Here is a 21,535-nt window from a genome sequence, read left to right on the forward strand (position 1 = left end):
TGCGCTGCAATTACAGTGTAGCGTGGAAAAAGATCTATCTGGCCAGCCGACAGCTGGCGTGAATGAGGATGAGCTGTGTCAGAGTTGTTATCCATCGCCCTGTTTGTTGCTTCGGTGATGATTTATGCGTTAAAAGCCGGTCGTAATACCTGGTGGTTCGCCGCCACGCTCACGGTGCTGGGCCTGTTCGTTATTCTGAATATTACCCTCTACGCCAGCAATTACTTCACCGGCGACGGTATCAATGACGCGGTACTTTATACGTTGACCAACAGCCTGACGGGCGCTGGCGTGGGCAAATATATTCTGCCGGGCGTTGGGCTGGTCGTGGCGCTGGTCGCGGTATTTGGCGCACTCGGCTGGATACTGCGCCGCCGCCGGCATCATCCTCATCACTTTGGTTACAGCCTGGTGGCGCTGGTCCTGGCGCTGGCGTCCGTGGACGCCAGTCCGGCCTTCCGCCAGATTAGCGAGTTGGTCAAATCCCAGTCCCGCGATGGCGATCCTGACTTTGTGGCTTACTACAAAGAACCGTCAAAAAGCATCGCGGACCCGAAACTGAACCTGGTGTACATCTACGGCGAAAGCCTTGAGCGCACTTATTTTGATAACGACGCCTTCCCGAACCTGACCCCGGAGCTCGGCAAGCTAAAAAGCGAGGGCCTGGATTTCAGCAACACCGCCCAGCTCCCCGGTACTGACTACACGATTGCCGGAATGGTCGCTTCCCAGTGCGGGATACCGCTGTTTGCGCCGTTTGAAGGCAACGCATCGGCTTCGGTTTCCAGTTTTTTCCCGCAGAATATCTGCCTCGGCGATATCCTGAAAAACTCGGGTTATGAGAACTACTTCGTACAGGGCGCTAACCTGCGCTTTGCCGGAAAAGACGTTTTCCTGAAATCGCACGGCTTCGATCATCTGTACGGCGCGGAAGAGCTAAAAACCACGGTCGCCAACCCAACCTACCGAAACGATTGGGGCTTCTACGATGATACGGTGCTTGATGAAACCTGGAAAAAATTCGAAGCGCTTTCACAATCGGGAAAACGCTTCTCGCTGTTTGCGCTGACGGTCGACACCCATCATCCGGATGGTTTTATTTCCCGTACCTGCCAGCGCAAAAGCTACGATATGGACGGTAAAAAGAACCTCTCTTTCAGCGCCGTTTCCTGTAGTCAGGAGCATATCGCGGCGTTAATTGAGAAGATTAAAGCGTCGCCGTGGTTCAAAAATACGGTCATTGTGGTCTCATCCGATCACCTGGCGATGAAAAACACCGCCTGGGAGTATCTGAATAAACAGGATCGCAGCAACCTGTTTTTCATTCTGCGCGGCGATAAGCCCCAGCAGGATACGCTGGCCGTTAAACGTAATACTATGGACAACGGCGCGACGGTGCTGGATATTCTCGGCGGCGATAACTTTATTGGTCTTGGCCGCAGCAGTCTATCCGGGGAGTCGCTTTCAAGCGTTTTCCTCAATATGAAAGAGAAGGTGCTGGCGTGGAAGCCGGATATCATCCGCCTGTGGAATTTCCCCAAAGAGATGAAGAATTTCACCGTTGATTCGCAGAAGAATATGATCTCCTTCTCCGGCAGCCATTTCCGCCTGCCGCTGCTGCTGCGCATCTCCGATAAGCGCGTTGAGCCGCTGCCGGAGAGCGAATACTCCGCGCCGCTGCGCTTCCAGCTAGCCGACTTCGCGCCACGCGATAACTTCGTCTGGGTCGACCGCTGCTACAAAATGGGTCAGCTATGGTCGCCGGAGCTGGCGCTCTCCACCGACTGGTGCGTATCCCAGGGTCAACTGGGCGGCGAACAGCAGGTCCAGCGCGTTGACAAAGCCCAGTGGCAGGGTAAAACCGCCTTTAAAGATACCCTTATTGATATGGAACGTTATAAGGGCAACGTCGATACTCTGAAGATTGTCGATAACGATATTCGCTATAAAGCCGACAGCTTCCTGTTCAACGTGGCCGGCGCGCCGGAAGAGGTGAAGCAATTCAGCGGCATATCTCGCCCGGAATCATGGGGGCGCTGGTCGAACGCGCAGCTCGGCAGTGAAGTGAAAATTGAATATAAAGAGCCGCTGCCGGAGAAATTCGACCTGGTGATTACCGCCAAAGCCTACGGGCCAAACGCCAATAAACCGATTCCGGTACGCGTGGGCAACAGCGAACAAACGCTAACGCTGGCCAATGATGTCACCACCACGACCCTGCATTTCGATAATCCGTCGCGCAGCAACACGTTGACGATTGCGCCGCCGGACCCGCAGTCCACGAACGAGGGTAATATTCTCGGCCATTCCCCGCGCCAACTGGGCATCGGCATGGTTGAAATCAAAGTGGTGAAAAGCGAAGGTTAAGTCATCGCGCCCGGCGACTTTTTGCGCCGGGCCATGGTTGTGGAGGCCGGGTATTAACAATGCAGCGGCTTGAGTTCATCCGCCGAAAGTCCGGTAATTCGCTGGACCGTTTCCTTATCCAAACCGTTCTGCAGCATACTGCCGGCAATGCGCAGCGCTTCCCGTCGGCTCCCTTCCTGCAGCCCTTCCTGCAGCCCTTCCTGGAGCCCTTCTTGCCGGCCCTCTAACCGCCCTTCCTGTCTTCCCTCTTGCCGCCCTTCCTGCTTGAGCTTTTGAGCGATGGACATTAATCTCTCCTCATATTGTGGCAGACGGCGGGCCAACCGGCGGAGAAACACGCCTGGATCGGCGGAATTGCCGTACTGCAGCATATAATGAAACAGCACTCTCAACTGCCTGCGGTTAGTGTATCCCAGCATCACGAGGGTCGCCAACGACTCCGTAATCCCGCTGAGATCGCGCTGACGAATATGCTTTTGCATCAGCTCCAGCAAAGCGACCCGCCGATGCTGAACGATTTCATCATCCGGCATCACCGTTACGTCAACCAGCGGAAACGGGCAGGCATACAGCTTCTTCGCCATCTGCGGGTCGGCAAATTCATCCAGCCAGTTCAGGGAAAAGGGATAGGGACTGGCCGCACCATGATAAAAAAGCATCGGCACGACCAGCGGCAGCGCTTTATGCCCAGCGTCGAGATGCCGCTGCATCGCGGCAATCGCATAGCGCATCAGGCGAAAAGCCATATGGTTATCCGGCGAGCTCTGGTGTTCTATGACCACATAAACATACCCCGGGCCGGAGCGGGTTTGTACTGACCACAGCACGTCCGAATATCAGGCGCGCAAATCCTCATCAATAAAGCTCGCTGGCTCCAGCCGCAGCGTCGCAAAATCACACCGCTGGCGGATCGCCTGGGGAAGGTAGAGCGTGAGGAAATCATGCGCCGTCTCCGGGTGGCGAAGAAATCGTTTGAATACCGCATCGTGCGGCGTCGACGTCATCCGTTTTTTCATGGCCGTCCGCTTGCCTGAAAGTGAAGGAAAGCCGGACTCTACCACCGCTTTTTACCCGGTTGGTTTTGGCGATGATTTTCTGGGAAGCGCCTCGGAGAATAGCGCGGCGGCCAGCCAGGCTGGCCGCCGCAAGCAAGGCTTAGTAATCAAACTGACGGTAATAACGGCGAATATTGAGATCGTGCCCGGTGTGATGTTCAAAATGGGCCGCCAGCCTGTCCACCAGCAGGGTGGAAACCACGCACGGCGCCATAATCCAGCGGAAAGCATCATCGATGCCGTTCAGCGGGTAGTCGCGCGGGTCAATCACCACCAGATGGTCGGTGATCTTCTCAGCGAAGCGTTCAACGCGCTCATCCAGCCCCCGGCATTTACCCTCGCCTTTGACCAGAAACAGCGGAACCTCTTTCTCCAGCAACTCCAGCGTGCCGTGGAAAAACTCGGCGGAACTCACCGACTTGGTCCGCTTCCACTGCATCTCTTCAAGAATACACATCGAGAACAGATAGACCTCGCCCCACATTTCCGCGCCGCCAATCCACATCATATAGTCGCAGCCATGATATTGAGCGGCGATTTTATCCGCCTGCGGATCGAACCGGCGTTTGGCCTGCAGGAGATTTTCCGGCAGCAGTTCCAGCTGGCTGGCAAAACGATCGTAATCGGCAAAGTCGCCGTGACGATAAATAACACGGAAGAATAACCAGTACAGCAGCATATATTCATATTCCACGCCGTTTTTGTGGCACATCGGAATATGCCAGCTCGCCGCCTCAGCTAATGGCGAATCAGCGTTACGGGTAATGGCCACCACGCGAATCCCCTGCGCTTTGCACCATTCGGCAATGGCGACCGACTCTTTGGTATCGCCGGACTTGGATAACGTCACCACCACCGCATCTTTATTTAATTTTTTGTGCCCACGATGAATTAATTCCGCCGCCTGCTCAAGGTAAACAGGTACGCTGGTTAATTCTTTTGCAAACTCATTTATTGCCATCATCGGCGCCAAAGAACCGCCTACCGAGGCGAAAAATAACGCGCTACAGCCGCTGTGATAAATATCGTCGGCGACGGCTTCTGCCTGCTGACGCGCAGCGATGATCTCGCGAGCACTGGTCAGGTACTCGTCCTGATTAAAACCCAACATAGTTATTCTCCTGAATAATCAGATTTTACTTTTTAATACGCGGTCAAAATCGTCAAAAATACGTTTTGCCAGATCGATCCCTTTTAGTCGGGCGGTATGCCATGCCAGCATCTGGACCGGAACGATTAGCAGCAGCGGCGCCAGGTGATGGTCACACGGACAGTTCAGCGCCAGCGCCTGCTCATCCTCTTTATCGCTGAGCGTCAGCGTAAAGGCCCGGGCAATGGACGGCGCCATATAGTCCCGCAGCGCCCGGGTACGCGCATCCGGCGCATCTTCAATAAACAGCATCACGTGACGGGCGTTCGCCTCCAGATAGGGGCCGTGCATATAGGCCTCAAGTTCAAATCCACTAGAAGGGACCCGCACCGTCTCGGTAAATTTGGTTTCGAACTCCTTCGCCACGCCAACCAGCGCGCCATAGCCGATGGCGATAAATCGTTCGCCGCCCCGCAGCGCTTCGCCGTGCCTGTCGATAAAGCGCGAGGTGCGGGCGATAACATCCGGGATAGCCGCCGCCAGCCGCTGCAGCTCGTCAAGATAGCGCTGCTCCTCGGCCTCGCTGACTCTTCCCTGGACACGGGCAATCATCAGCGCCATCAGCAGCAAATTCAGTACCGTCGCGCTAAATCCGCGGGTGACAAACCCTACGCTCTCAATACCGGTATTGATATCCAGTACCCCGTCGCAATCGCGGGCTATCGGGCTTTGCGGGTCGGAGGTCAAGGCAAAAACCGGCAGATTCGCCGCCTGGACCTTGCGCATCGCCTCCAGCGTCGAGGCGCTTTTTCCGCTCTGCGAAATCGCCACCACCAGATCGGTATGCGGATCGACAGCCTCGTAATGCGTAAAGTTATACGGCTCTTTAATTTCAACCAACACGCCGAAGCGCTGTTCAAAGAAATAGCGCGCGCACAGTGCGGCGTTTAGCGACGATCCGGTCGCCAGCAGCAAAATACGGCGTACCGGATGCTGGCGGGCGAAATCCTCAATCGCCGCCAGCTTTTGCCGATAGTCGCGCAGGATCTGCGCCAGACAGGCCGGCTCTTCGCTGATATACGTCATCATTGTTGGTACCATTTTCGACTCCCGTTAAAACAAGCCAATCCACGAACCCAGAATGCCCACCAGCGCCATCCCGCCAATAATAGAAAGCGGTTTGACCTTACGCCCCAGCAGCCAGTAAACGATGCCAAAGCTCAGCAACGGCAGCATGCAGGGCAGAATGTCGTTGATAATGTCCTGTACCTGGGTTTTCGCCTCCCCGGCACCGAAAGAGACAGGGATAGTGATATCAATCATTGAGGCGGTCATCGCGCCCACCACCATCAGGCCGATAATCGACGCCCCGTAGGTCAGGCTCTCCATCATTCCGCTCTTCTGGATCCGCTGCAGCACCCCGGTGCCCAGCACGTAGCCCCAGCGGGTAAAGAACCAGCGCACCAGAATATGCGGTACGTTAAACACCAGCAGAAACAGAATGGGTCCGAGAATGTTGCCCTTTAGCGCAAGGCTGGTGCCGATGCCGGTGGCGATCAGCCGCAGCGTCCCCCAGAAAAAGGAGTCCCCCAACCCGGCCAGCGGCCCCATCAGCGACGCTTTAACGTTATCAATCGCGTTGGCGTCCATGTTTTTCTGCTGGCTATTTTTCTCCTCCATCGCCGTGGTGATCCCCAGCAGCAATGTGACGATATGCGGCGTGGTATTGAAGAACACCAGATGTCGTTTCAACGCTCCGGCCAGCTCCTCTTTGCGCGGATAGAGCTTTTTCAGCACCGGAATCAGCGCGTAAACAAAGGCGAGATTCATCTGCCGCTCATAGTTCCACGAGAACTCCATCTGGAAGGAGCGCCAGAACACTCGGCGTAAATCGCGCGGCGTAATACGGGTCTCTTCTTGCTCCTGCGGGCGCAGGGTCTCTTCAGAAATCATCTTCGTCGTCATCGCTGACTCCTTGTTCTGTCGTCGTACGAGGTGAGCTCAACGCGGTGACGTTAACCATGACCACCGCCACGATTGCGCCAAGAATGGCGATGCCGGTCACCGGGATTTTCAGGTAGGCCATCAGCACGAAGCCGAGGAAAAAGTACGGCGCGACTTTCTTGTTAATCAGCAGCCTGGCGAGCATCGCGAAGCCGAGAGCCGGAATGATGCCGGTAGCGACGCTGAGCCCGTGTTTGATAAATTCCGGGATGGTATCGAGCAGGGATTTCACCGCGTTGCTGCCGACCAGGAATGAAACGGTCACCACCGTGGCCAGCATCAGCGACAGCCCGAAGCCGGCAATCAGATGCATCCGCTCAATGCCCCGCGTATCCGCCCGTTCCGCGTAGCCGTCAGCCTTCTGGCTGAGCATCGGGATAAACATCCCCAGATAAACGTTTTTCAGGATTAGCGTCAGGGTGGCGATAGGCAGGCCAAGCAGCAGCGCCGTTTCCGTTCCCGCGCCGGAGGTAATGGCGAACGCCACCCCGAGAATGCCGCCGGTTACCACGTCAGGCGGTATCGACGCGCCGACGGAGAAAGATCCAATAAACGCCAGCTCGAGCGTTGCCCCCATGATGACGCCGGTCTGCACATCCCCCAGCACCAGTCCGGTCAGCAGCCCGGTGACGATAGGCCGCGAAATCAGCGACGTCCCTAATGCATATTCCGATTGCGCGATAAACGCCACCAGACCCAGTAAGAGAGCCTCTACCATAATCTGTCCTCCGGAATTAAACGCATTCCGCAAAAAGCTGTTTGCGATCGTTAGGGACCTGGCGGATCTCAACCTCGACGCCTTTCCCGACCAGTTGCTGCAGTTGCTCTATTTCTTCCGGGAGTAAATTAATCGCCTTAGAGATATTTTTGCTGCCCTCTTTAGCCTTAATCCCACCGAGATTAATACTTTTTATTTCCGCGACGGCGCTGGCAATACGCCAGGCGTCATTCACCGACTCCACAACGATAAAGAGATTATATTTATTCGTAACGCCGCTTTTTATCGCTTCTATAGCGTCGTCAATATTTTTAATCACCAGTTTTACCGAAGGCGGCTTGGCGAGCTTAATCGTGGTTTTCCGCAGCTCATCAGTGGGGACATTATCGTTGGCAATTAAAATGCAATCGGCCCCGACATACTGGGTCCAGGAAAAAGCGACCTGGCCGTGGAGTAATCGATGGTCTACCCTTAATAGCGTAATCATGGTGTTCCCTCATTTCAGAAGTCTTTATCAACGGTCATCGCACTGGCAATCGTCTGATTGCAGTACTGGATGCTCTCTTTGGCGCTTATTAATGCTTCAGAAATTAATTTCTCGGTATTTTCTTCCCCTGCGGAAATAAGCAAATCAATAATCAGCGGCAAGTTTAAACCGGACAATAAATGAAAATTAGGACGCGATAAAAAACGCACAAATTCATTATTGACGCTACCGGCGAAAATATCCGTAATGACTATCAGCTCATCCTCAGCGGGAAAACGCGCCAGCAGCGTCTCCACCTGCTGCGTTAGATCGGCCTCCTCTTCGATATAGGCGCAGAGGGTATGAATATCCGGTTGCTTGCCGAGGATCAGCTCCACGGAGTTCAGCAGACCGTTAGCAAAGGTGCCATGGCTGGCAAAAATATAGTGTCGTTTCATCCTTACCTCGAAAGCGCATTCCACTGCTTTCTTAATTGCAACCGGCGTGCCAGAAACAGTGGCGCGCCGGTTAGCGCAAGGACCAACGGATGAAGGGAATTAAAACTCTTGATCTTCCTGAATAAATTCCGTTTCCCGAGTCAGGATATCGTGAATGTAATACAGCTCTACGGCGGGGATTTTGACACTATATCCGCTCTCAATGACACTAAAGGCCTCGCGGAGAATAACCAGCTCGCTCTCCGGACACTGCCTTCCGGAATAATGGGATGGCGACGCGTTGCGGATCAGTCGCTCAATCAGACAGCTGATATGCACGTACAGCGCCACCTTGCGATCGTTGGGCACGTCGCAGCCGGCCAGATGCTCATAGCGCAGTAAAAACTGCTCGACCTGATTGATGACCTTTGCGGTATCGAGGATTGTCACCGACTCGATCACCCGGCGCAGCGAGAAATTTTTCAGGAGCAGGTTATTGATTTCGCTGACCTGTTCAGAGGTGGCCAGCTCGCCGAAAATACGCATCAGCGGGCGGCTGCCCTGGCCGGAAATCAGCGAATCCAGCGAGATCCACGGCAGATCGGCAAGGTGCGGGTCGAGTGTACCGACGATCGCTAACACCTCGTAGCGGCTGAGCATCGGCTCCCGCCGCGCGGGATCGGCGAGCGTTTCCACATCGCAGGCCACAATATCGATGCCGAGCGCTTCGGGAATACTGGCTTTTAACAGCGCCGACAGATTCGCCGCCGCCCCCAGGCCGGTGGCGCAGGTCGTGAGAATCGCCCGCGGTTTGTCCGCCTGCGGATAATAGAGCTGATGCTCAACCGCGAGATCATCGCCAATCTCACGGACAATATCCTCCAGCATATCGCCCTGCAAAATCCGCTCTCCGACGTACATCGCCATCCCGGTCGAGACGTTATTAATAATCGCCACCGGCGTGGTCAGACGGCGGTTAAAGTGGCTGTGAATAGCGTTCAGCGATCCCATATCGACCAGGATGATCAGCCCGGAAGCCAGCGAGTGGCTCTCGATATAGGCCATCACCTGGTCGGCGATAGCCTCCGGCGTCACGTCGAGCGGCATATCGAATGACTCAAACAGCTGGCTTTTCAGCAACCGGTTCGCCACGTTGGCGATGCTGCTGGCGGTGGCGTAACCGTGGGCGAGAACGATCGCCCGGGTGACCTTCTGCTGGCTGATGGCGCCGTTTTTCTGTAACCACAGCACCAGCAACAGCAGGTCAATGCGTCGGGGTTCAATATCCAGCTTCAGCGCCAGCGCGGCGAGGATCTCTTCACAAAAGCGATACAGCAGCGGAAACTTTTGCGCCAGGAAATCCTCCAGTTGGCGGCTTTTCTCGTTGCTCATGGTGGAGTGCGCCTGGCGAGAACGATGTATCAGGTAGTGGCTGAGGGCGTAAATACAGTTGCCGTTAAACTGGATATTGAAGCGCTTTTCAAGGCGATAAAACTCTTCCCGCGCCTGATGGGTCAGCAGCAGTAGCAGATGCGAACTGCTGGCATCGTGATTATCGAAAATAAGCCGATCGAAGAGAGTTTCAATCTCTTCGCCCATTTTTTTTTGCGCCTCTTCCCAAACCGTTTTTTTACTCAATACCGCTTCATATAGCGCCAGAACGCGGCACTGAATATCGTAGATCAGCCCCTGAAGCGGATCGCGCGCGCGCAGCAGCCAAACCAGACTGGTCTGCGGTTCGATAAGCAGCGGCTCCTGCTGGCCCATCGGTTCGCTGAGCGCTGGCGTCGCGGCTATGATATTTTCCGGCAGATCGTGCAGCGTGACGTTAAGCCTCTCTCTGCCCGGGCACCTCGCCCAGGCCGACGCAACGGCGTACTTCACCACATTCTTCAGCTCACCGACGTTACCCCGATAAACATAGTGCGTCAGCACCTGTAGCAGCCGGGGCGTCAGCTGCAGCCGGGCGGCCAACGTGCGCGCCTCCTGCCAGAAAAACTGCAGCGTTAACGCTTCTTTTTCGTGGCGGCTGCGGTTTTGTAAATCAGGCAGGCTAACGAGGATCGGAATACGGCGAATAAAGGTGGTCAGAAAAGTGCTGTGAATATCTTCGGTGGTGGCAAACACCAGCCGCAGAGAAATCGGCATCCCCTGCGCCGTTTCCCCCACCCGATAGATCTCCTTGCGATCCAGCCAGGTGAAGAGCTTCTCCTGGCCCTGCGCATCCAGACGATGGACTTCATCGAGAAACAGCACGCCGCCGTTTGCCGCCTCAAACGCCCCGGCTTTATCCCCCTGCGCGCCGGTAAACGCGCCTTTAACGTAGCCAAACAGGTTGGCGGCCAACAGCTCCGGGTTACTGGCGTACTGGGCGCAGTTGAAGCTGACAAAGGGCGCATCGGGCGCCAGCAGTCCCTGGGCGATAGCAAACTCGTGCATCAACTCCGCCATATAGCTCTTGCCGGTACCGCTGTCGCCGGTGATCAGCAGCGGTAGCCCGCCGTTAGGATAAAACAGCGCGGTTTTCATCTGTTCGATAGGCTTGCGCAGGCTGCCGTCATGGCCGGTCAGCAATGAGAAATGATCCGCCTGCTCCGGCTGTCGGTCGCTCTCCGCCAGCAGCTCCGCCATGCTGGCGTACTCGCTGCGGGAAAGGGGAAAAAACTGCTGGCAAAAGGCGGCCTTATGCAGGAAATAGACCGGACGGGTATTGATCTTCACCAGCACATCCTGGGCCACCAGCTGATTCAGATAGTGGCTGGCGGTGTTTCTTTGCATGGCAAAACGCCGGGCAAGGTAGCCGGCGGTGAAGACCTCGCTCAGGTTATCCGGATCAAAAAAATCGGTCTGATTTTGCAGAAAAGCCAACAGTTCCGTTTTACGCATCGCATCCCCCTCTTCGCCTGTCAGGGGCTTATGATGCGGGAAATCCGCCAGGCGTTGGCGCTTAATTCATTTTTTGCGGTTCAGAGCACAAAAAAAACGACGCCCAAATCCGCGGGCGCCGCACAACAAACCGGCTATAACCGTATCAGGGCCTCCCGCATCCCCTCGCTCAAAATCACTTCCAGATACCGCGTGACCTGTTCGGCAAGTCCGGGAATCCCCGTCAGATCCTCGCCCCAATGCGCTTTATCCTGCAAAATCTCCGTCACCAGCTCACCCAGCGGGCGGCCCTGGGCCACCTGCGCCCACCCTTCGGCAAAACGAGTTAACCAGACGTCATCATCCTGTAACGGATACGCTTGCCCGTCACGCTGGCCGCGGTAGAAGGCGATAAGCGCCGCCAGGGCAAAGGTTAAGCGCGGCGGAATGACGCCATGCTGGCGGATATTCGTCAGCAGCTGCGGCAGGATCCGGGTGCGAAACTTGGTCATCCCGTTCAGGGCGATGGAGAGCAGCTGATGGCGGATAAACGGGTTGAGAAAGCGTCCGGTAACGGCATCAGCAAACTGGCGTAGCTCATCGGCGGGCAAATCCAGCGCCGGGATAATCTCCTCGCCGATGGTCTGCTGCACATAATGGCGAATGGCTTCGTCGCGCATCGCTTCGCCGACGGTATCCACGCCGCACAGCCACGCCACCGGGACCAACGCGGTGTGCGCGCCGTTAAGAATGGCGACTTTGCGCTCTTTGTAGGGCCGGATATCCTCTACGATATGAATATTAAGCGGGCAGCGGTCAAGCCGTAGCTTTTCCGCCAGCGCCCGCGGTCCCTGGATAACAAACAGCCAGAAATATTCGGCGGTATCGAGGAAAGCATCATGGTAGCCCAGCTCCGCCTCCAGCTTTTCTGCTTCATCATGCGGGTAGCCGGTAACGATGCGGTCAACCAGCGTTGAACAAAACGTATTGGCCGTTTCAACCCAGTTGTGAAAAGCCGCGGGCAATCGCCACTCTTCGGCGTAGCGCAGCACCAGCGCCTTCAGCGCCTCGCCGTTATAATCAATTAGCTCACACGGGATAATCGTCCAGCCCTTATCCGCTGCGCCGTTGAAATGGCGGAACCGTTCGAGCAGCAGTTGGGCCAGCTTCGCCGGGAAGCTAACCGGCGGCTTATCGTCAGGCCGGTCTCCGGCGTGATAGCTGATGCCCGCTTCGGTGGTATTTGAAAATACGAATGCAATATCCGGGTTACGGGCCAGCGCCAGATAGCCGGCAAAATCCTGCCAGGGGTTAATTTCATTGTTTACGGAGCGAATAATTCGCGCCTCGCTCACCGCCTCCCCGTGTTCGTCCAGTCCGCGGCTCACCGTGGTGTAGAGTCCGTCCTGGGTATTGAGCGACGGTGGAAACTCGGTGTTGATCGGACGAACGATGGTGACTCCCGCCGCCAGATCGGTTTTCTCATTCAACAGATCCAGCTGCCAGTCGATAAACGCCCGCAGAAAGTTGCCCTCGCCGAACTGAATCGCGCGCGTCGGGTACTGCGGCCCGGGAAAATCTTGTCTGTTTAACGATTTCATGAGCTTACCTGCTAAAAATGAATGACGCCTTTGATCAGCTGGCGATTATTAATCACTTCGCTTTCGTAAATGTCCGCCAGCGACCTGAAATCGTAACGGTGGGTCAGCATCATCCTGGCGGTGATTTCCCCCTCGGCCATCAGCCGCCCGACTTTGGCAAAATCCTCTTCCGTCGCATTGCGGCTGCCCATCATGGTGGTCTCTTTCTTATGAAATTCTGGATCTGAGAACTGCAGTTCACCTTTAAACAGGCCAACGAATATGATGCTGCCGCCGTGGCGAATTAAATTCACCGTGTTGTTCATCGCATGCTGATTCCCGGTGGCGTCGATCACTTTTTGCGCCAGAGAACCGCCGAAGGCGGCGCACAGCTGTTCGATAAACTGCGGGTCGGAAGGATCGAGGGTGCTCAGACCGAGATGCTGCGCCACATGTTCGCGCCGTGCCGGACTGGTGTCCGCCACCACCACCTGCGCCCCGTCGGCTTTGGCGATAGCCGCCGCCCCAAGGCCGATGGGGCCCGCGCCAACTACCAACACCTGCTCTCCCGCCCGGATAGCGGCGCGACGCACCGCGTGGGCGCTGATGGCAAAAGGCTCAATTAGCGCTGCGGCTTCAGGATCGACGTCATCCACCACCAGCAGATTTTTAACCGGAACGCTGAGGTACTCGCTAAACCCGCCGTCCCGATGCACGCCGATAACCGAAATCTTCTCGCAGCAGTTTGTCCGGCCGCTCAGGCAGGCCGGACACTGGCGGCAGGCGACGTAAGGAATGACGGCAACCTGCTGGCCGCTTTTCAGATTAAGAATATTTTTACCAAGACCGATTATCTCGCCGCATATTTCATGACCAAGAACGCGCGGATAGCTAAAAAAAGGTTGATTGCCGCCCCATGCGTGAATATCGGTGCCACAAATCCCCACCGTTTTTATTTTAATGAGAACCTCATCGTCCCCGGGAATAGGAATCTGGCGTTTTTCCCAGTGAAATCTTTTGGGTTCCTGGCACACTAGTGTATTCATCGACGTCATAATAATTGCCTCCGTATTTGTTGGCTTAGATATCGATGAAAAACAGAATTGAGGTTAAAGTCATTGCGAAAACTGTGAAAGCTCGCGCACAAAAATGTTTTAAATCTGGTTTTAATAACGAAATAACAGGAGAACCATGATGAGCCGTTCACAAAACCTTCGTCACAACGTCATTAACCAGGTCATTAACGATATGGCGCGCGGCTTTCTTCCCTCGCCGCTGCCCTCTCAAAGCGCGCTGGCGGAGATGTACAACATCAGCCGCACCACCGTGCGCCACATCCTCAGCCACTTATGCGAGCGCGGCGTGCTGCATCAGGTCAAGCAGGATTACCAGATCCTCCGCCAGCCGGAGGTGCAGGACGGCTTCGATGGTTCCAGCGCCTCGCTGGCCGAACAGAATCGTCTCTTCGAACAGGCGTTTTTCACCATGATCAACCAGCGCCAGCTGCGCGCCGGGGAGATGTTCTCCGAGCTACAGCTGGCGCGTGCTGCCGGCGTCAGTCCGGTGGTGGTCAGAGAATTTTTGTTGAAATTCAGCCGCTACAACCTGATTGAAAGCGAAAAGCGCGGCCAGTGGAACATGAAGAAGTTTGAGCAATCCTGGGCGGAGCAGCTGTTCGAACTGCGGGAAATGCTGGAAACCCACGCGCTCCAGCACTTCCTCAACCTGCCGGATAACGACGCCCGCTGGCTGCAGGCCAGAACCCTGCTTGAGCGCCATCGCGCCCTGCGGGACAGCATCGGCGACAGCTTTCGTATGTTTTCGCAGCTCGATCGCGACTTTCATACGCTGCTGCTGTCCGCTGCGGAAAATATATTTTTTAATCAATCACTTGAAATTATTTCCGTGATCTTCCACTTTCACTATCAGTGGGATGAAAGCGACCTTAAACAGCGCAATATCATCGCCATTGATGAACATATGACCATCCTCAGCGCGCTCATCTGCCGCAGCGATCTGGATGCCAACCTGGCGCTGCGTAACCACCTGAACTCGGCGAAGCAGTCGATGATTAACTCGCTCAAACAGAGCGAATCCCTGGCTCATTAAGTACCGATTAAAAACAGAAAATGATTATCAGCAGCACAAATCTCAAAACATAAACTAATGCCGTAAAAAAGGTTATTTATGCTGAAAACAAGTCGACTTACTTTACTGTGAAATAGGTGGGTGGTGTTTAAACCATTCGGTGTCACTTGTCGTTCAAATAGAATAACCAGGAGTCAGGCGTGGAACAACGAAATATCACTATCGACCCGCAGACAACCTTTAAAAAAGGGAAAGCGGAGACGATTTCAGTTCCGTTAGATAATACGTTAACGCGTAGTACTCGCATTAAAAAAATTCAGACAACGGCAATGATCCTGTTATTTCTGGCGGCGGTGATTAACTACCTCGACAGAAGTTCATTGTCCGTCGCGAACTTAACGATTCGCGAAGAGTTGGGGCTGAGCGCCACCGAAATCGGGGCGCTGCTGTCCGTTTTCTCGCTGGCCTACGGCATCGCCCAGCTCCCCTGCGGGCCGCTGCTGGACCGTAAAGGTCCGCGCATCATGCTGGGGCTGGGCATGTTTTTCTGGTCGCTGTTTCAGGCGGTCTCCGGAATGGTGCACAGCTTTACCCAGTTCGTTCTGGTGCGTATCGGCATGGGGATCGGCGAAGCGCCGATGAACCCCTGCGGCGTCAAGGTGATCAACGACTGGTTTAATATTAAAGAGCGCGGCCGCCCGATGGGTTTCTTCAACGCCGCGTCGACTATTGGCGTCGCCATCAGCCCGCCGATCCTGGCCGCCATGATGCTGATGATGGGCTGGCGCGGGATGTTTATCACCATCGGCTTGCTGGGGATCTTCGTCGCTATCGGCTGGTATATGCTCTATCGCAACCGGGAGGATATCGCTCTCACCGCCGACGAGCAGGCCTACCTTAACGCCGGGAGCGTCAACGTTCGCCGCGACCCGCTAAGCTTTGCCGAATGGCGCAGCCTGTTTAAAAACAAAACCATGTGGGGAATGATGCTGGGCTTCAGCGGCATCAACTATACCGCATGGCTGTATCTGGCCTGGCTGCCGGGCTACCTGCAAACGGCATATAGCCTTGATCTGAAAAGTACCGGTTTTATGGCCGCCATTCCTTTCCTGTTCGGCGCCGCCGGTATGCTCATCAACGGCTACGTCACGGACTGGCTGGTTAAAGGCGGCATGGCGCCGATCAAAAGCCGTAAAATTTGCATTATTGCCGGGATGTTCTGCTCCGCCGCATTTACGCTTATCGTGCCGCAGGCCACTACCTCAATCGCCGCGGTGCTGTTAATCGGTATGGCGCTGTTCTGCATCCACTTTGCCGGCACCTCCTGCTGGGGATTGATTCACGTCGCGGTGGCCTCAAGGATGACTGCGTCCGTCGGCAGCATCCAGAACTTCGCCAGCTTTATCTGCGCCTCCTTCGCGCCGCTGGTGACCGGGTTTATCGTCGATACCACCCATTCATTCCAGCTGGCGCTGATTATCTGCGGCTGCGTGACCGCCCTCGGCGCGCTGGCCTATATTTTCCTGGTCCGACAGCCGATTAGCGACCCGCGTAACGGCTGAATCTTAACGCCCTGCTGGCGGCAGGGCGCTCAAGGTCGCGCTCATCTCATACTGTTTTAATGCCATGGGCGTATAGCCGGCGGCGTGAAACAGCGGCGTAAAGCGCTCCGGGATAGTCACCGACGTACCGAGGCCGGGAAACCGACGGGCGAGCGCCATCAGCATTTCCTGTCCCAGTCCGCGCCCGCGGGCGGCGGGATCGACCCATAAAAACTGCAGCTGCGGCCTGCTGGTTAAGGTCGCCAGCACGGCGAAAGCCTGCTGATGAAGGCTCAACGCCCGGCACGGGAGGGTGCTGAAGGTGAGCGGGTCCATCAGCCACGGCAGCTGACCGTTAATCTCGGCGCCGGCCCTGCGCGTCAGCGCCAGCACGTCATACTCCTGCAATATGGATGACTCCTCGCTCGCGGCCTGCGCGCTCAGATAGCCGCACAGCCCGTGCCGCACCTCGAAGCCCAGCGATTGATACAGCGCCACCGCGGCATGGTTATCGCGGATAACCTCCAGCCACATCCGCCGTACGCCCTGCTCGCGCAGCACGTGGATAAGCGGCGTCATCAGCCGGCGGCCAACGCCCTTTCCGCGATACGCAGGCCGCACTGCGAACGCCGCCAGTCGGGCTTCATCGCCGCGTCGGGCGACGACCGCTATCGCGGCGGGGACATCACCCTCCAGCCAGACGCGAGAATCCAGCAGGCTCAGCCCTTCGGCGCTAAAACGCTGGACAAAAACCTCCACCGACAGCGTGACGGGAACGAGGTAATCTTCGAAACAGTCGCTGAGGATCGTTGTCAGTTGCTCAATGCTGAACTGAGTGGCGGGAACGGCGGTAAGCTCCATACATTTCTCCCGGAGGCTGCTATGCTGAGGTGATGAAAACTAACACTATAACCGCCGCCGCGACGTTACGCCTGACTGAGGAGAACGATATTCCCCTCCTGCCCGCGATTGAGCGCTCGGCGGCCCAGGCTTTCCGCCAGATCCCGGCGCTGGCCTGGCTGGCGGAAAGCGATGTGATAAGCCCCGAGCGCCACCGGCTGTTTCTCGAAACGGACCACAGCCTGCTGGCCGTGGCCGATGACCAACCGATCGGCTTCGTGCTGACCGAACCGCTGGACGATGCGCTGTTTATCGTTGAGATCGCCGTCCATCAGGCGTGGCAGGGGCGAGGCGTTGGCCGCATGATGCTGGAGCAGGTAATAAAGTCAGCCCGCCAGGCGGCGTATCCGGCGGTCACGCTCACCACCTTCCGCGACGTGCCGTGGAACGCGCCATTCTACACGCGCCTCGGATTTTCAATGCTGAACGAGCTAAGGCTACCGGCAGGGCTGGCGGCGAAAAGAGATCTGGAGACGGAACACGGGCTGGCGCCGGAAACGCGCTGCGCCATGCGCTTAGCGCTGTAGCCTTCGGCGCTGCTTTCAGCGCCTGAATATGGTACAAAGTATCATTCCAAATTAACCCGTTGATACCCGTATGTCCTGGTCAATCGATATCATTTCCTGCATTACCGATCGCTTTGTTGAACTGACGGCGACCGAAAAGCGCATCGCGCAGTTTATTCTCGATGATGTCGCGGCGGCGGCGGAGCTGCCCATCGCCGAGATGGCGCGTCTGACCCATACCAGCCAGGCCTCGGTCACCCGCTTTGCCCGGGCGCTGGGCTGCAAAGACGTCCGCGAGCTGAAGATGAAGCTCGCGCAATCCCTCGCGGTCGGGCAGCGATTTATCCTCGATGTGCCGGACCTTGAAGGCGTACAGGGGATCTACGAGTCGATCATCGGCGTGCTGGAGACCAACCGGCGGGCGCTGGATCTTGAGGCGCTGAAACGCGCGGTCGGCTGGCTGAGCGACGCGCGGCAGATTCTGGCCCTCGGCATGGGCGGCGGCTCCACCATCTGCGCTCAGGAAATCCAGTATCGCCTGTTTCGCCTCGGCCTGCCGGTGGTCAGTCAGAACGACGGTCTGCTGGTGCGCATGATGAGCTCGGCGGTCACGCCAAAGGATGTGGTTATCGTGCTGTCCTTAGGCGGCTATACCCAGGAAATCATTGAAAGCGCGGCGATTGCCAGCCAGTACGGCGCGAAGGTGATTGCGATTACCCCTGCCGGGACGCCGCTGGCGGAGCAGGCAGATCTGGTTCTGCCGCTGCTGGTGCGCGAAAACGACTATATCTTCAAGCCCAGCACTTCGCGCTATGCGATGCTGGCGATGGTTGACGTGCTGGCCACCGAACTGGCGATGGCCAACAAGACCCAGGCAAAAGGCAGACTACGCCGCATTAAGCTGGCGCTCGACAGCCACCGCGGCGGCGTTGACCGCCAGCCGCTGGGCGATTAAGCGCAGCGGGCGGCGGCGATAAACCTCTCCGCCTGCTGACGGGTACGCTCCACGGCCTGCCCGGCGCGATAAAGATCGCTTCCCAGACCAGCGCCAGCGCATCCCGCTCGCACCCAGCTCGCCAGATTCTCCGGCGTCACGCCGCCGACCGCCAGCACCGGTACCTCCGGCGGCAGTACTGCTTTCAGCGCCCGAATGTAGTCCGGGCCGAATGCGGAAGACGGGAAAATTTTCAGCCACTGCGCACCGGCGTCCAGCGCGCTAAACGCCTCGGTCGCCGTGGCGCATCCGGCGCAGACCCGCATTCCGCGCGCCACCGCCCGGCGAATCACCTCCGGCTGAGTATTCGGCGTCACGATAAGCTTCGCCCCGGCGTCGGCCAGAAAATCGACCTGTTCAACCTTAAGCACCGTTCCCGCGCCAATCACCGCTTGTTCGCCAAAACGTGCGACCATCTGCGGAATGCTCTGCCGCCAGTCCGGTGAATTAAGCGGGATTTCAATATAGCGGAAGCCCTCGCCCACCAGCGTCGCAATATGCTCCGCCGCCTCAGCGGGGCGGATACCGCGTAAAATCGCCACCAGTTTAATCTTGTCCATGCATTATCCTCGCCATGCCGTTCAGCAATGCCTCATCGCCGCTGCAGCTGTTAACCGTCATTCCACGCGCTATCATCGCCCGGCGATAGCGAGCGTTCAGCGCCGGGTCGCCAACCAGCGTGACGGCGGAGGTACGGTAACGCTGGCCCATGACGGCCACCTCCGCGCCAATCAGCAGACCGGAGAGATAGTCGCTGACCGAGGTCGCCGCCAGCGCCCCGAGTACCCTGGCCGCCCTTGCGACAAAAAGTTCGCTCACCAACGACGGCTGCGCCAGCCCTTTTTCCAGCCCTCGCTCAAACGCCGCCTCGTCCGTCTGCTGGGCCGGTAGCCCTTTGCCGAGCAGCGACTGCGCCATCAGCAGATGATGCAGTTCTCCGGTCATCGCCGTGGCAAAATGGCGCACCGCGCCGTCCTCCACCTGCACCCATTTACAGTGGGTGCCCGGCAGCACGTAACACTCCGCCGGCGCCAGCTGCCAGGCCCCCAGCAGCTGCGTCTCTTCGCCGCGCATCACGTTGTAATCCCCGGCCTGATCCATCTTGAGGCCGGGAATAATCCACACGCCTTCCGCCACGGCGCAAAGCTGCTGCCCCGGCGCGTCAATCGCCGCCGGGCAGGCAAGATAGGGCACCGATTGCCAGCCCGCATCGCTGCCGATCATCCCGGCCATCAGCACCGGCAGCGTCGCCGCGCCGCGCCAGGGCGCCAAATGCTCCTCGAATACGTCGGCGGGCGCCCGCCCGTTCAGGCGGGTGATGCCCAGCGGCAGCTGCTTCGTTTCGATGCACTGAGCGTTGCGAATCAGCCAGCCACGCAGCTGGGTGGACCCCCAGTCGACGGCAATATAGTCCCTCATTGCGCGTCTCCTGAGGCCGGCACCACCGTCGTTTTCGCCGGCGCCGCCTGCCCTTCCCGCTCCTGGGTAATCATCTCCAGCGCTTGCTGACGGCTGATTTTGCTGGCAGGCGTCATTAACGTGACAAAAACAGCGGAAACGAAGCTGCCGACGACGGACGGTATACACGGGTTGCCCCAGTAAGCCAGCCAGTCGGCCTTAATCAGAACCACAATAGAGACCAGCATGCCGCTCAGCAGCGCCGTTAACGCGCCCTGCCAGTTAAAGCGCAGCCAGAAGCGGCCCAGAATCGAACAGACGAACAGCCCGGACATCAGCATGGAGATCATTTTGGTGATATAGCTGATGATATCGTTCGAGGTCAGGGCGAAAATCATCGCCAGGCCAATCACGAACGCCAGCATCCAGCGGGAGAGGGTTATCGCCCTGTTCTCCGGCGGCATCTTGCCGGTAACGAGGGTATAGACATCGCGCATCATGATGGCCACGGCGGCTATCGCATCGGAGCTGGCCGAAGACATGGTGGCGGAAAGTCCGGCAATCAGCACCACCAGCCCCAGCGTCGCCGGCAGGAAACTGGTGGCGAACAGGAAGGCGTAATTGCTGTTCTCCAGATGGGGGTTCATCGTCCATGCCGCCATGCCGATAATCGCCGGCAGTACCGAGAAAAACAGATACAACACGCCGGTATAGACAAACGAGCGGCGTACCGAAGAGACATCTTTCCCCGAGTAGATACGCTGACGATAGGAAGGGGTCGCCAATACGCCGACGCCGATGACCATGGCCAGCGATAGCGCCGGTATCACCCCGAGCTTGTCAACGGCAAACAGGCTCATCGCCTTAGGATCCATCGCCTGAACAATGGCATCCCATCCCCCCACATGAACCACGGCCAGAATCGCCATCAGGATAAAACCGAAAAACAGAATTAATGCCTGAATGGTATCCGTCCACACCACCGCAGAATACCCGCCAATAATCACGTAAATCGCAAACGCCAGAGCGATAATAATTTTTGCCAGCGTCAGATTTATTCCTGTGGCCCAGGATAAATACATGCTGCCGCCGAGAATATGGGCCCCCAGCCAGCCAATCGAGGCAATAAATATCATTATACCGACGATATTTTTAATTAAATGGCTGCCGCCGGTATAATATGAGAGCTCTTCGCTCATGGTCATAAAACGGAGTTTACGCACCGGCGCGAAAAGCCAGGCCACCAGCAGAATACCGATGGCCCCGCCCACGCCGTACAGCATACCGGCCCAGCCGTTGCTGTAGCCGAAGCCTACGGCGCCCATGCTTGAACCGGTTCCCACCATGGTCGCCACGGTGGAACCCAGCGTCAGAAACAGCGGTAAGGAACGGCCGCCGAGTAAAAAATCTTCACCGCTTTTTTGATTACGCGACACGTACCAGCCAAGCCAAATCATGGCCAACGCGTAAATAATAAAGCCGACTAAAAAGACATGACTATTCATGATTCACATCCTGCCAGTTGA

The 21,535-nt window shown here is 56.9% G+C and carries 18 protein-coding genes and 1 pseudogene; 5 read left to right on the top strand and 14 right to left on the bottom strand.

The features are described from left to right. The first annotated feature begins 75 nt into the window (after positions 1-75). A complete protein-coding gene (gene opgB, locus K7H21_RS24235; RefSeq protein ID WP_223035413.1) occupies positions 76-2,367 on the top strand; it encodes a phosphatidylglycerol--membrane-oligosaccharide glycerophosphotransferase in 2,292 nt (763 codons plus the stop codon). A gap of 53 nt (positions 2,368-2,420) precedes the next feature. Here opgB and K7H21_RS24240 read toward each other — a convergent pair. From K7H21_RS24240 to K7H21_RS24285, 10 genes and pseudogenes are all read right to left on the bottom strand, one after another. Beyond that, positions 2,421-3,383 (bottom strand): annotated as a pseudogene (locus tag K7H21_RS24240) (Rpn family recombination-promoting nuclease/putative transposase). Positions 3,384-3,522: 139 nt separating this feature from the next. Beyond that, entirely contained in the window at positions 3,523-4,533 is a 1,011-nt protein-coding gene (locus tag K7H21_RS24245; protein WP_004128647.1) for an SIS domain-containing protein, read from the bottom strand. Positions 4,534-4,551: 18 nt separating this feature from the next. Beyond that, positions 4,552-5,613 (bottom strand): SIS domain-containing protein, encoded by a 1,062-nt coding sequence (locus tag K7H21_RS24250; RefSeq protein ID WP_004128644.1) that lies wholly within the window; start codon positions 5,611-5,613, stop codon positions 4,552-4,554. 12 nt (positions 5,614-5,625) lie between these two features. Beyond that, complete coding sequence (locus K7H21_RS24255; RefSeq protein ID WP_004128642.1) at positions 5,626-6,477, bottom strand: PTS system mannose/fructose/sorbose family transporter subunit IID; 852 nt, start codon at positions 6,475-6,477, stop codon at positions 5,626-5,628. Next, complete coding sequence (locus tag K7H21_RS24260; protein WP_004108505.1) at positions 6,455-7,234, bottom strand: PTS mannose/fructose/sorbose/N-acetylgalactosamine transporter subunit IIC; 780 nt, start codon at positions 7,232-7,234, stop codon at positions 6,455-6,457. Before K7H21_RS24260 ends, K7H21_RS24255 begins: the two co-directional genes overlap by 23 nt. A gap of 16 nt (positions 7,235-7,250) precedes the next feature. Then, positions 7,251-7,721 carry a PTS sugar transporter subunit IIB gene (locus tag K7H21_RS24265; protein WP_223035414.1) on the bottom strand — a complete coding sequence of 157 codons (471 nt, stop codon included), beginning with the start codon at positions 7,719-7,721 and terminating at the stop codon, positions 7,251-7,253. Between the two features lie 14 nt (positions 7,722-7,735). Next, entirely contained in the window at positions 7,736-8,158 is a 423-nt protein-coding gene (locus K7H21_RS24270; RefSeq protein ID WP_223035415.1) for a PTS sugar transporter subunit IIA, read from the bottom strand. Between the two features lie 99 nt (positions 8,159-8,257). Beyond that, positions 8,258-11,023, bottom strand: coding sequence for a sigma 54-interacting transcriptional regulator (locus K7H21_RS24275; protein ID WP_223035416.1), 2,766 nt, complete (start codon positions 11,021-11,023; stop codon positions 8,258-8,260). A 134-nt stretch (positions 11,024-11,157) separates the two neighbouring features. Next, the gene (locus K7H21_RS24280) at positions 11,158-12,603 is read right to left on the bottom strand and encodes a tagaturonate reductase (RefSeq protein ID WP_223035417.1); all 1,446 of its coding nucleotides are present in this window, start codon (positions 12,601-12,603) and stop codon (positions 11,158-11,160) included. A gap of 11 nt (positions 12,604-12,614) precedes the next feature. Next, positions 12,615-13,637, bottom strand: coding sequence for a zinc-binding alcohol dehydrogenase family protein (locus K7H21_RS24285; RefSeq protein WP_004128635.1), 1,023 nt, complete (start codon positions 13,635-13,637; stop codon positions 12,615-12,617). A 139-nt stretch (positions 13,638-13,776) separates the two neighbouring features. Here K7H21_RS24285 and K7H21_RS24290 point away from each other — a divergent pair, with 139 nt between their 5' ends. Both K7H21_RS24290 and K7H21_RS24295 read left to right on the top strand, forming a co-directional pair. After that, complete coding sequence (locus K7H21_RS24290) at positions 13,777-14,691, top strand: GntR family transcriptional regulator (RefSeq protein WP_004128634.1); 915 nt, start codon at positions 13,777-13,779, stop codon at positions 14,689-14,691. 179 nt (positions 14,692-14,870) lie between these two features. Further along, on the top strand, positions 14,871-16,232 hold the full coding sequence (locus tag K7H21_RS24295) for an MFS transporter (RefSeq protein ID WP_004128633.1): 1,362 nt from the start codon (positions 14,871-14,873) through the stop codon (positions 16,230-16,232). Between the two features lie 3 nt (positions 16,233-16,235). On the opposite strand, the gene K7H21_RS24300 is transcribed toward K7H21_RS24295, so the two are convergent. Next, a complete protein-coding gene (locus K7H21_RS24300) occupies positions 16,236-17,072 on the bottom strand; it encodes a GNAT family N-acetyltransferase (protein WP_223035418.1) in 837 nt (278 codons plus the stop codon). 32 nt (positions 17,073-17,104) lie between these two features. On the opposite strand from K7H21_RS24300, the gene K7H21_RS24305 reads away from it, so the two are divergent. Further along, positions 17,105-17,638, top strand: a complete 534-nt coding sequence (locus K7H21_RS24305; RefSeq protein WP_004128631.1) for a GNAT family N-acetyltransferase — start codon at positions 17,105-17,107, stop codon at positions 17,636-17,638. 70 nt (positions 17,639-17,708) lie between these two features. Next, positions 17,709-18,572: a MurR/RpiR family transcriptional regulator gene (locus K7H21_RS24310; RefSeq protein WP_004128630.1), complete on the top strand. Its 864-nt coding sequence runs from the start codon at positions 17,709-17,711 to the stop codon at positions 18,570-18,572. Here K7H21_RS24310 and K7H21_RS24315 read toward each other — a convergent pair. From K7H21_RS24315 to K7H21_RS24325, 3 genes are read right to left on the bottom strand one after another with little or no spacing between them, the layout of a single operon-like run. Then, positions 18,569-19,171 (bottom strand): 2-dehydro-3-deoxy-6-phosphogalactonate aldolase, encoded by a 603-nt coding sequence (locus K7H21_RS24315; RefSeq protein ID WP_004128629.1) that lies wholly within the window; start codon positions 19,169-19,171, stop codon positions 18,569-18,571. The two genes, K7H21_RS24310 and K7H21_RS24315, sit on opposite strands and share 4 nt — an antisense overlap. After that, positions 19,158-20,030 (bottom strand): 2-dehydro-3-deoxygalactonokinase, encoded by an 873-nt coding sequence (locus K7H21_RS24320; RefSeq protein WP_004128628.1) that lies wholly within the window; start codon positions 20,028-20,030, stop codon positions 19,158-19,160. The genes K7H21_RS24315 and K7H21_RS24320 overlap by 14 nt, the downstream gene beginning before the upstream one ends. Beyond that, complete coding sequence (locus K7H21_RS24325) at positions 20,027-21,514, bottom strand: sodium:solute symporter family protein (RefSeq protein WP_087828588.1); 1,488 nt, start codon at positions 21,512-21,514, stop codon at positions 20,027-20,029. Before K7H21_RS24325 ends, K7H21_RS24320 begins: the two co-directional genes overlap by 4 nt. Positions 21,515-21,535: the final 21 nt, after the last annotated feature.

The sequence above is a fragment of the Klebsiella sp. CTHL.F3a genome, from assembly GCF_019890895.1.
Lineage (GTDB): Bacteria > Pseudomonadota > Gammaproteobacteria > Enterobacterales > Enterobacteriaceae > Klebsiella > Klebsiella grimontii.

Bases quoted from the DNA above. Each gene is read 5' to 3' on its own strand.
- K7H21_RS24245 (WP_004128647.1), bottom strand. From the start codon at position 4,533: ATGTTGGGTTTTAATCAGGACGAGTACCTGACCAGTGCTCGCGAGATC.
- K7H21_RS24250 (WP_004128644.1), bottom strand. From the start codon at position 5,613: ATGGTACCAACAATGATGACGTATATCAGCGAAGAGCCGGCCTGTCTG.
- K7H21_RS24255 (WP_004128642.1), bottom strand. From the start codon at position 6,477: ATGACGACGAAGATGATTTCTGAAGAGACCCTGCGCCCGCAGGAGCAA.
- K7H21_RS24260 (WP_004108505.1), bottom strand. From the start codon at position 7,234: ATGGTAGAGGCTCTCTTACTGGGTCTGGTGGCGTTTATCGCGCAATCG.
- K7H21_RS24265 (WP_223035414.1), bottom strand. From the start codon at position 7,721: ATGATTACGCTATTAAGGGTAGACCATCGATTACTCCACGGCCAGGTC.
- K7H21_RS24270 (WP_223035415.1), bottom strand. From the start codon at position 8,158: ATGAAACGACACTATATTTTTGCCAGCCATGGCACCTTTGCTAACGGT.
- K7H21_RS24275 (WP_223035416.1), bottom strand. From the start codon at position 11,023: ATGCGTAAAACGGAACTGTTGGCTTTTCTGCAAAATCAGACCGATTTT.
- K7H21_RS24280 (WP_223035417.1), bottom strand. From the start codon at position 12,603: ATGAAATCGTTAAACAGACAAGATTTTCCCGGGCCGCAGTACCCGACG.
- K7H21_RS24285 (WP_004128635.1), bottom strand. From the start codon at position 13,637: ATGACGTCGATGAATACACTAGTGTGCCAGGAACCCAAAAGATTTCAC.
- K7H21_RS24290 (WP_004128634.1), top strand. From the start codon at position 13,777: ATGAGCCGTTCACAAAACCTTCGTCACAACGTCATTAACCAGGTCATT.
- K7H21_RS24300 (WP_223035418.1), bottom strand. From the start codon at position 17,072: ATGGAGCTTACCGCCGTTCCCGCCACTCAGTTCAGCATTGAGCAACTG.
- K7H21_RS24305 (WP_004128631.1), top strand. From the start codon at position 17,105: ATGAAAACTAACACTATAACCGCCGCCGCGACGTTACGCCTGACTGAG.
- K7H21_RS24310 (WP_004128630.1), top strand. From the start codon at position 17,709: ATGTCCTGGTCAATCGATATCATTTCCTGCATTACCGATCGCTTTGTT.
- K7H21_RS24315 (WP_004128629.1), bottom strand. From the start codon at position 19,171: ATGGACAAGATTAAACTGGTGGCGATTTTACGCGGTATCCGCCCCGCT.
- K7H21_RS24320 (WP_004128628.1), bottom strand. From the start codon at position 20,030: ATGAGGGACTATATTGCCGTCGACTGGGGGTCCACCCAGCTGCGTGGC.
- K7H21_RS24325 (WP_087828588.1), bottom strand. From the start codon at position 21,514: ATGAATAGTCATGTCTTTTTAGTCGGCTTTATTATTTACGCGTTGGCC.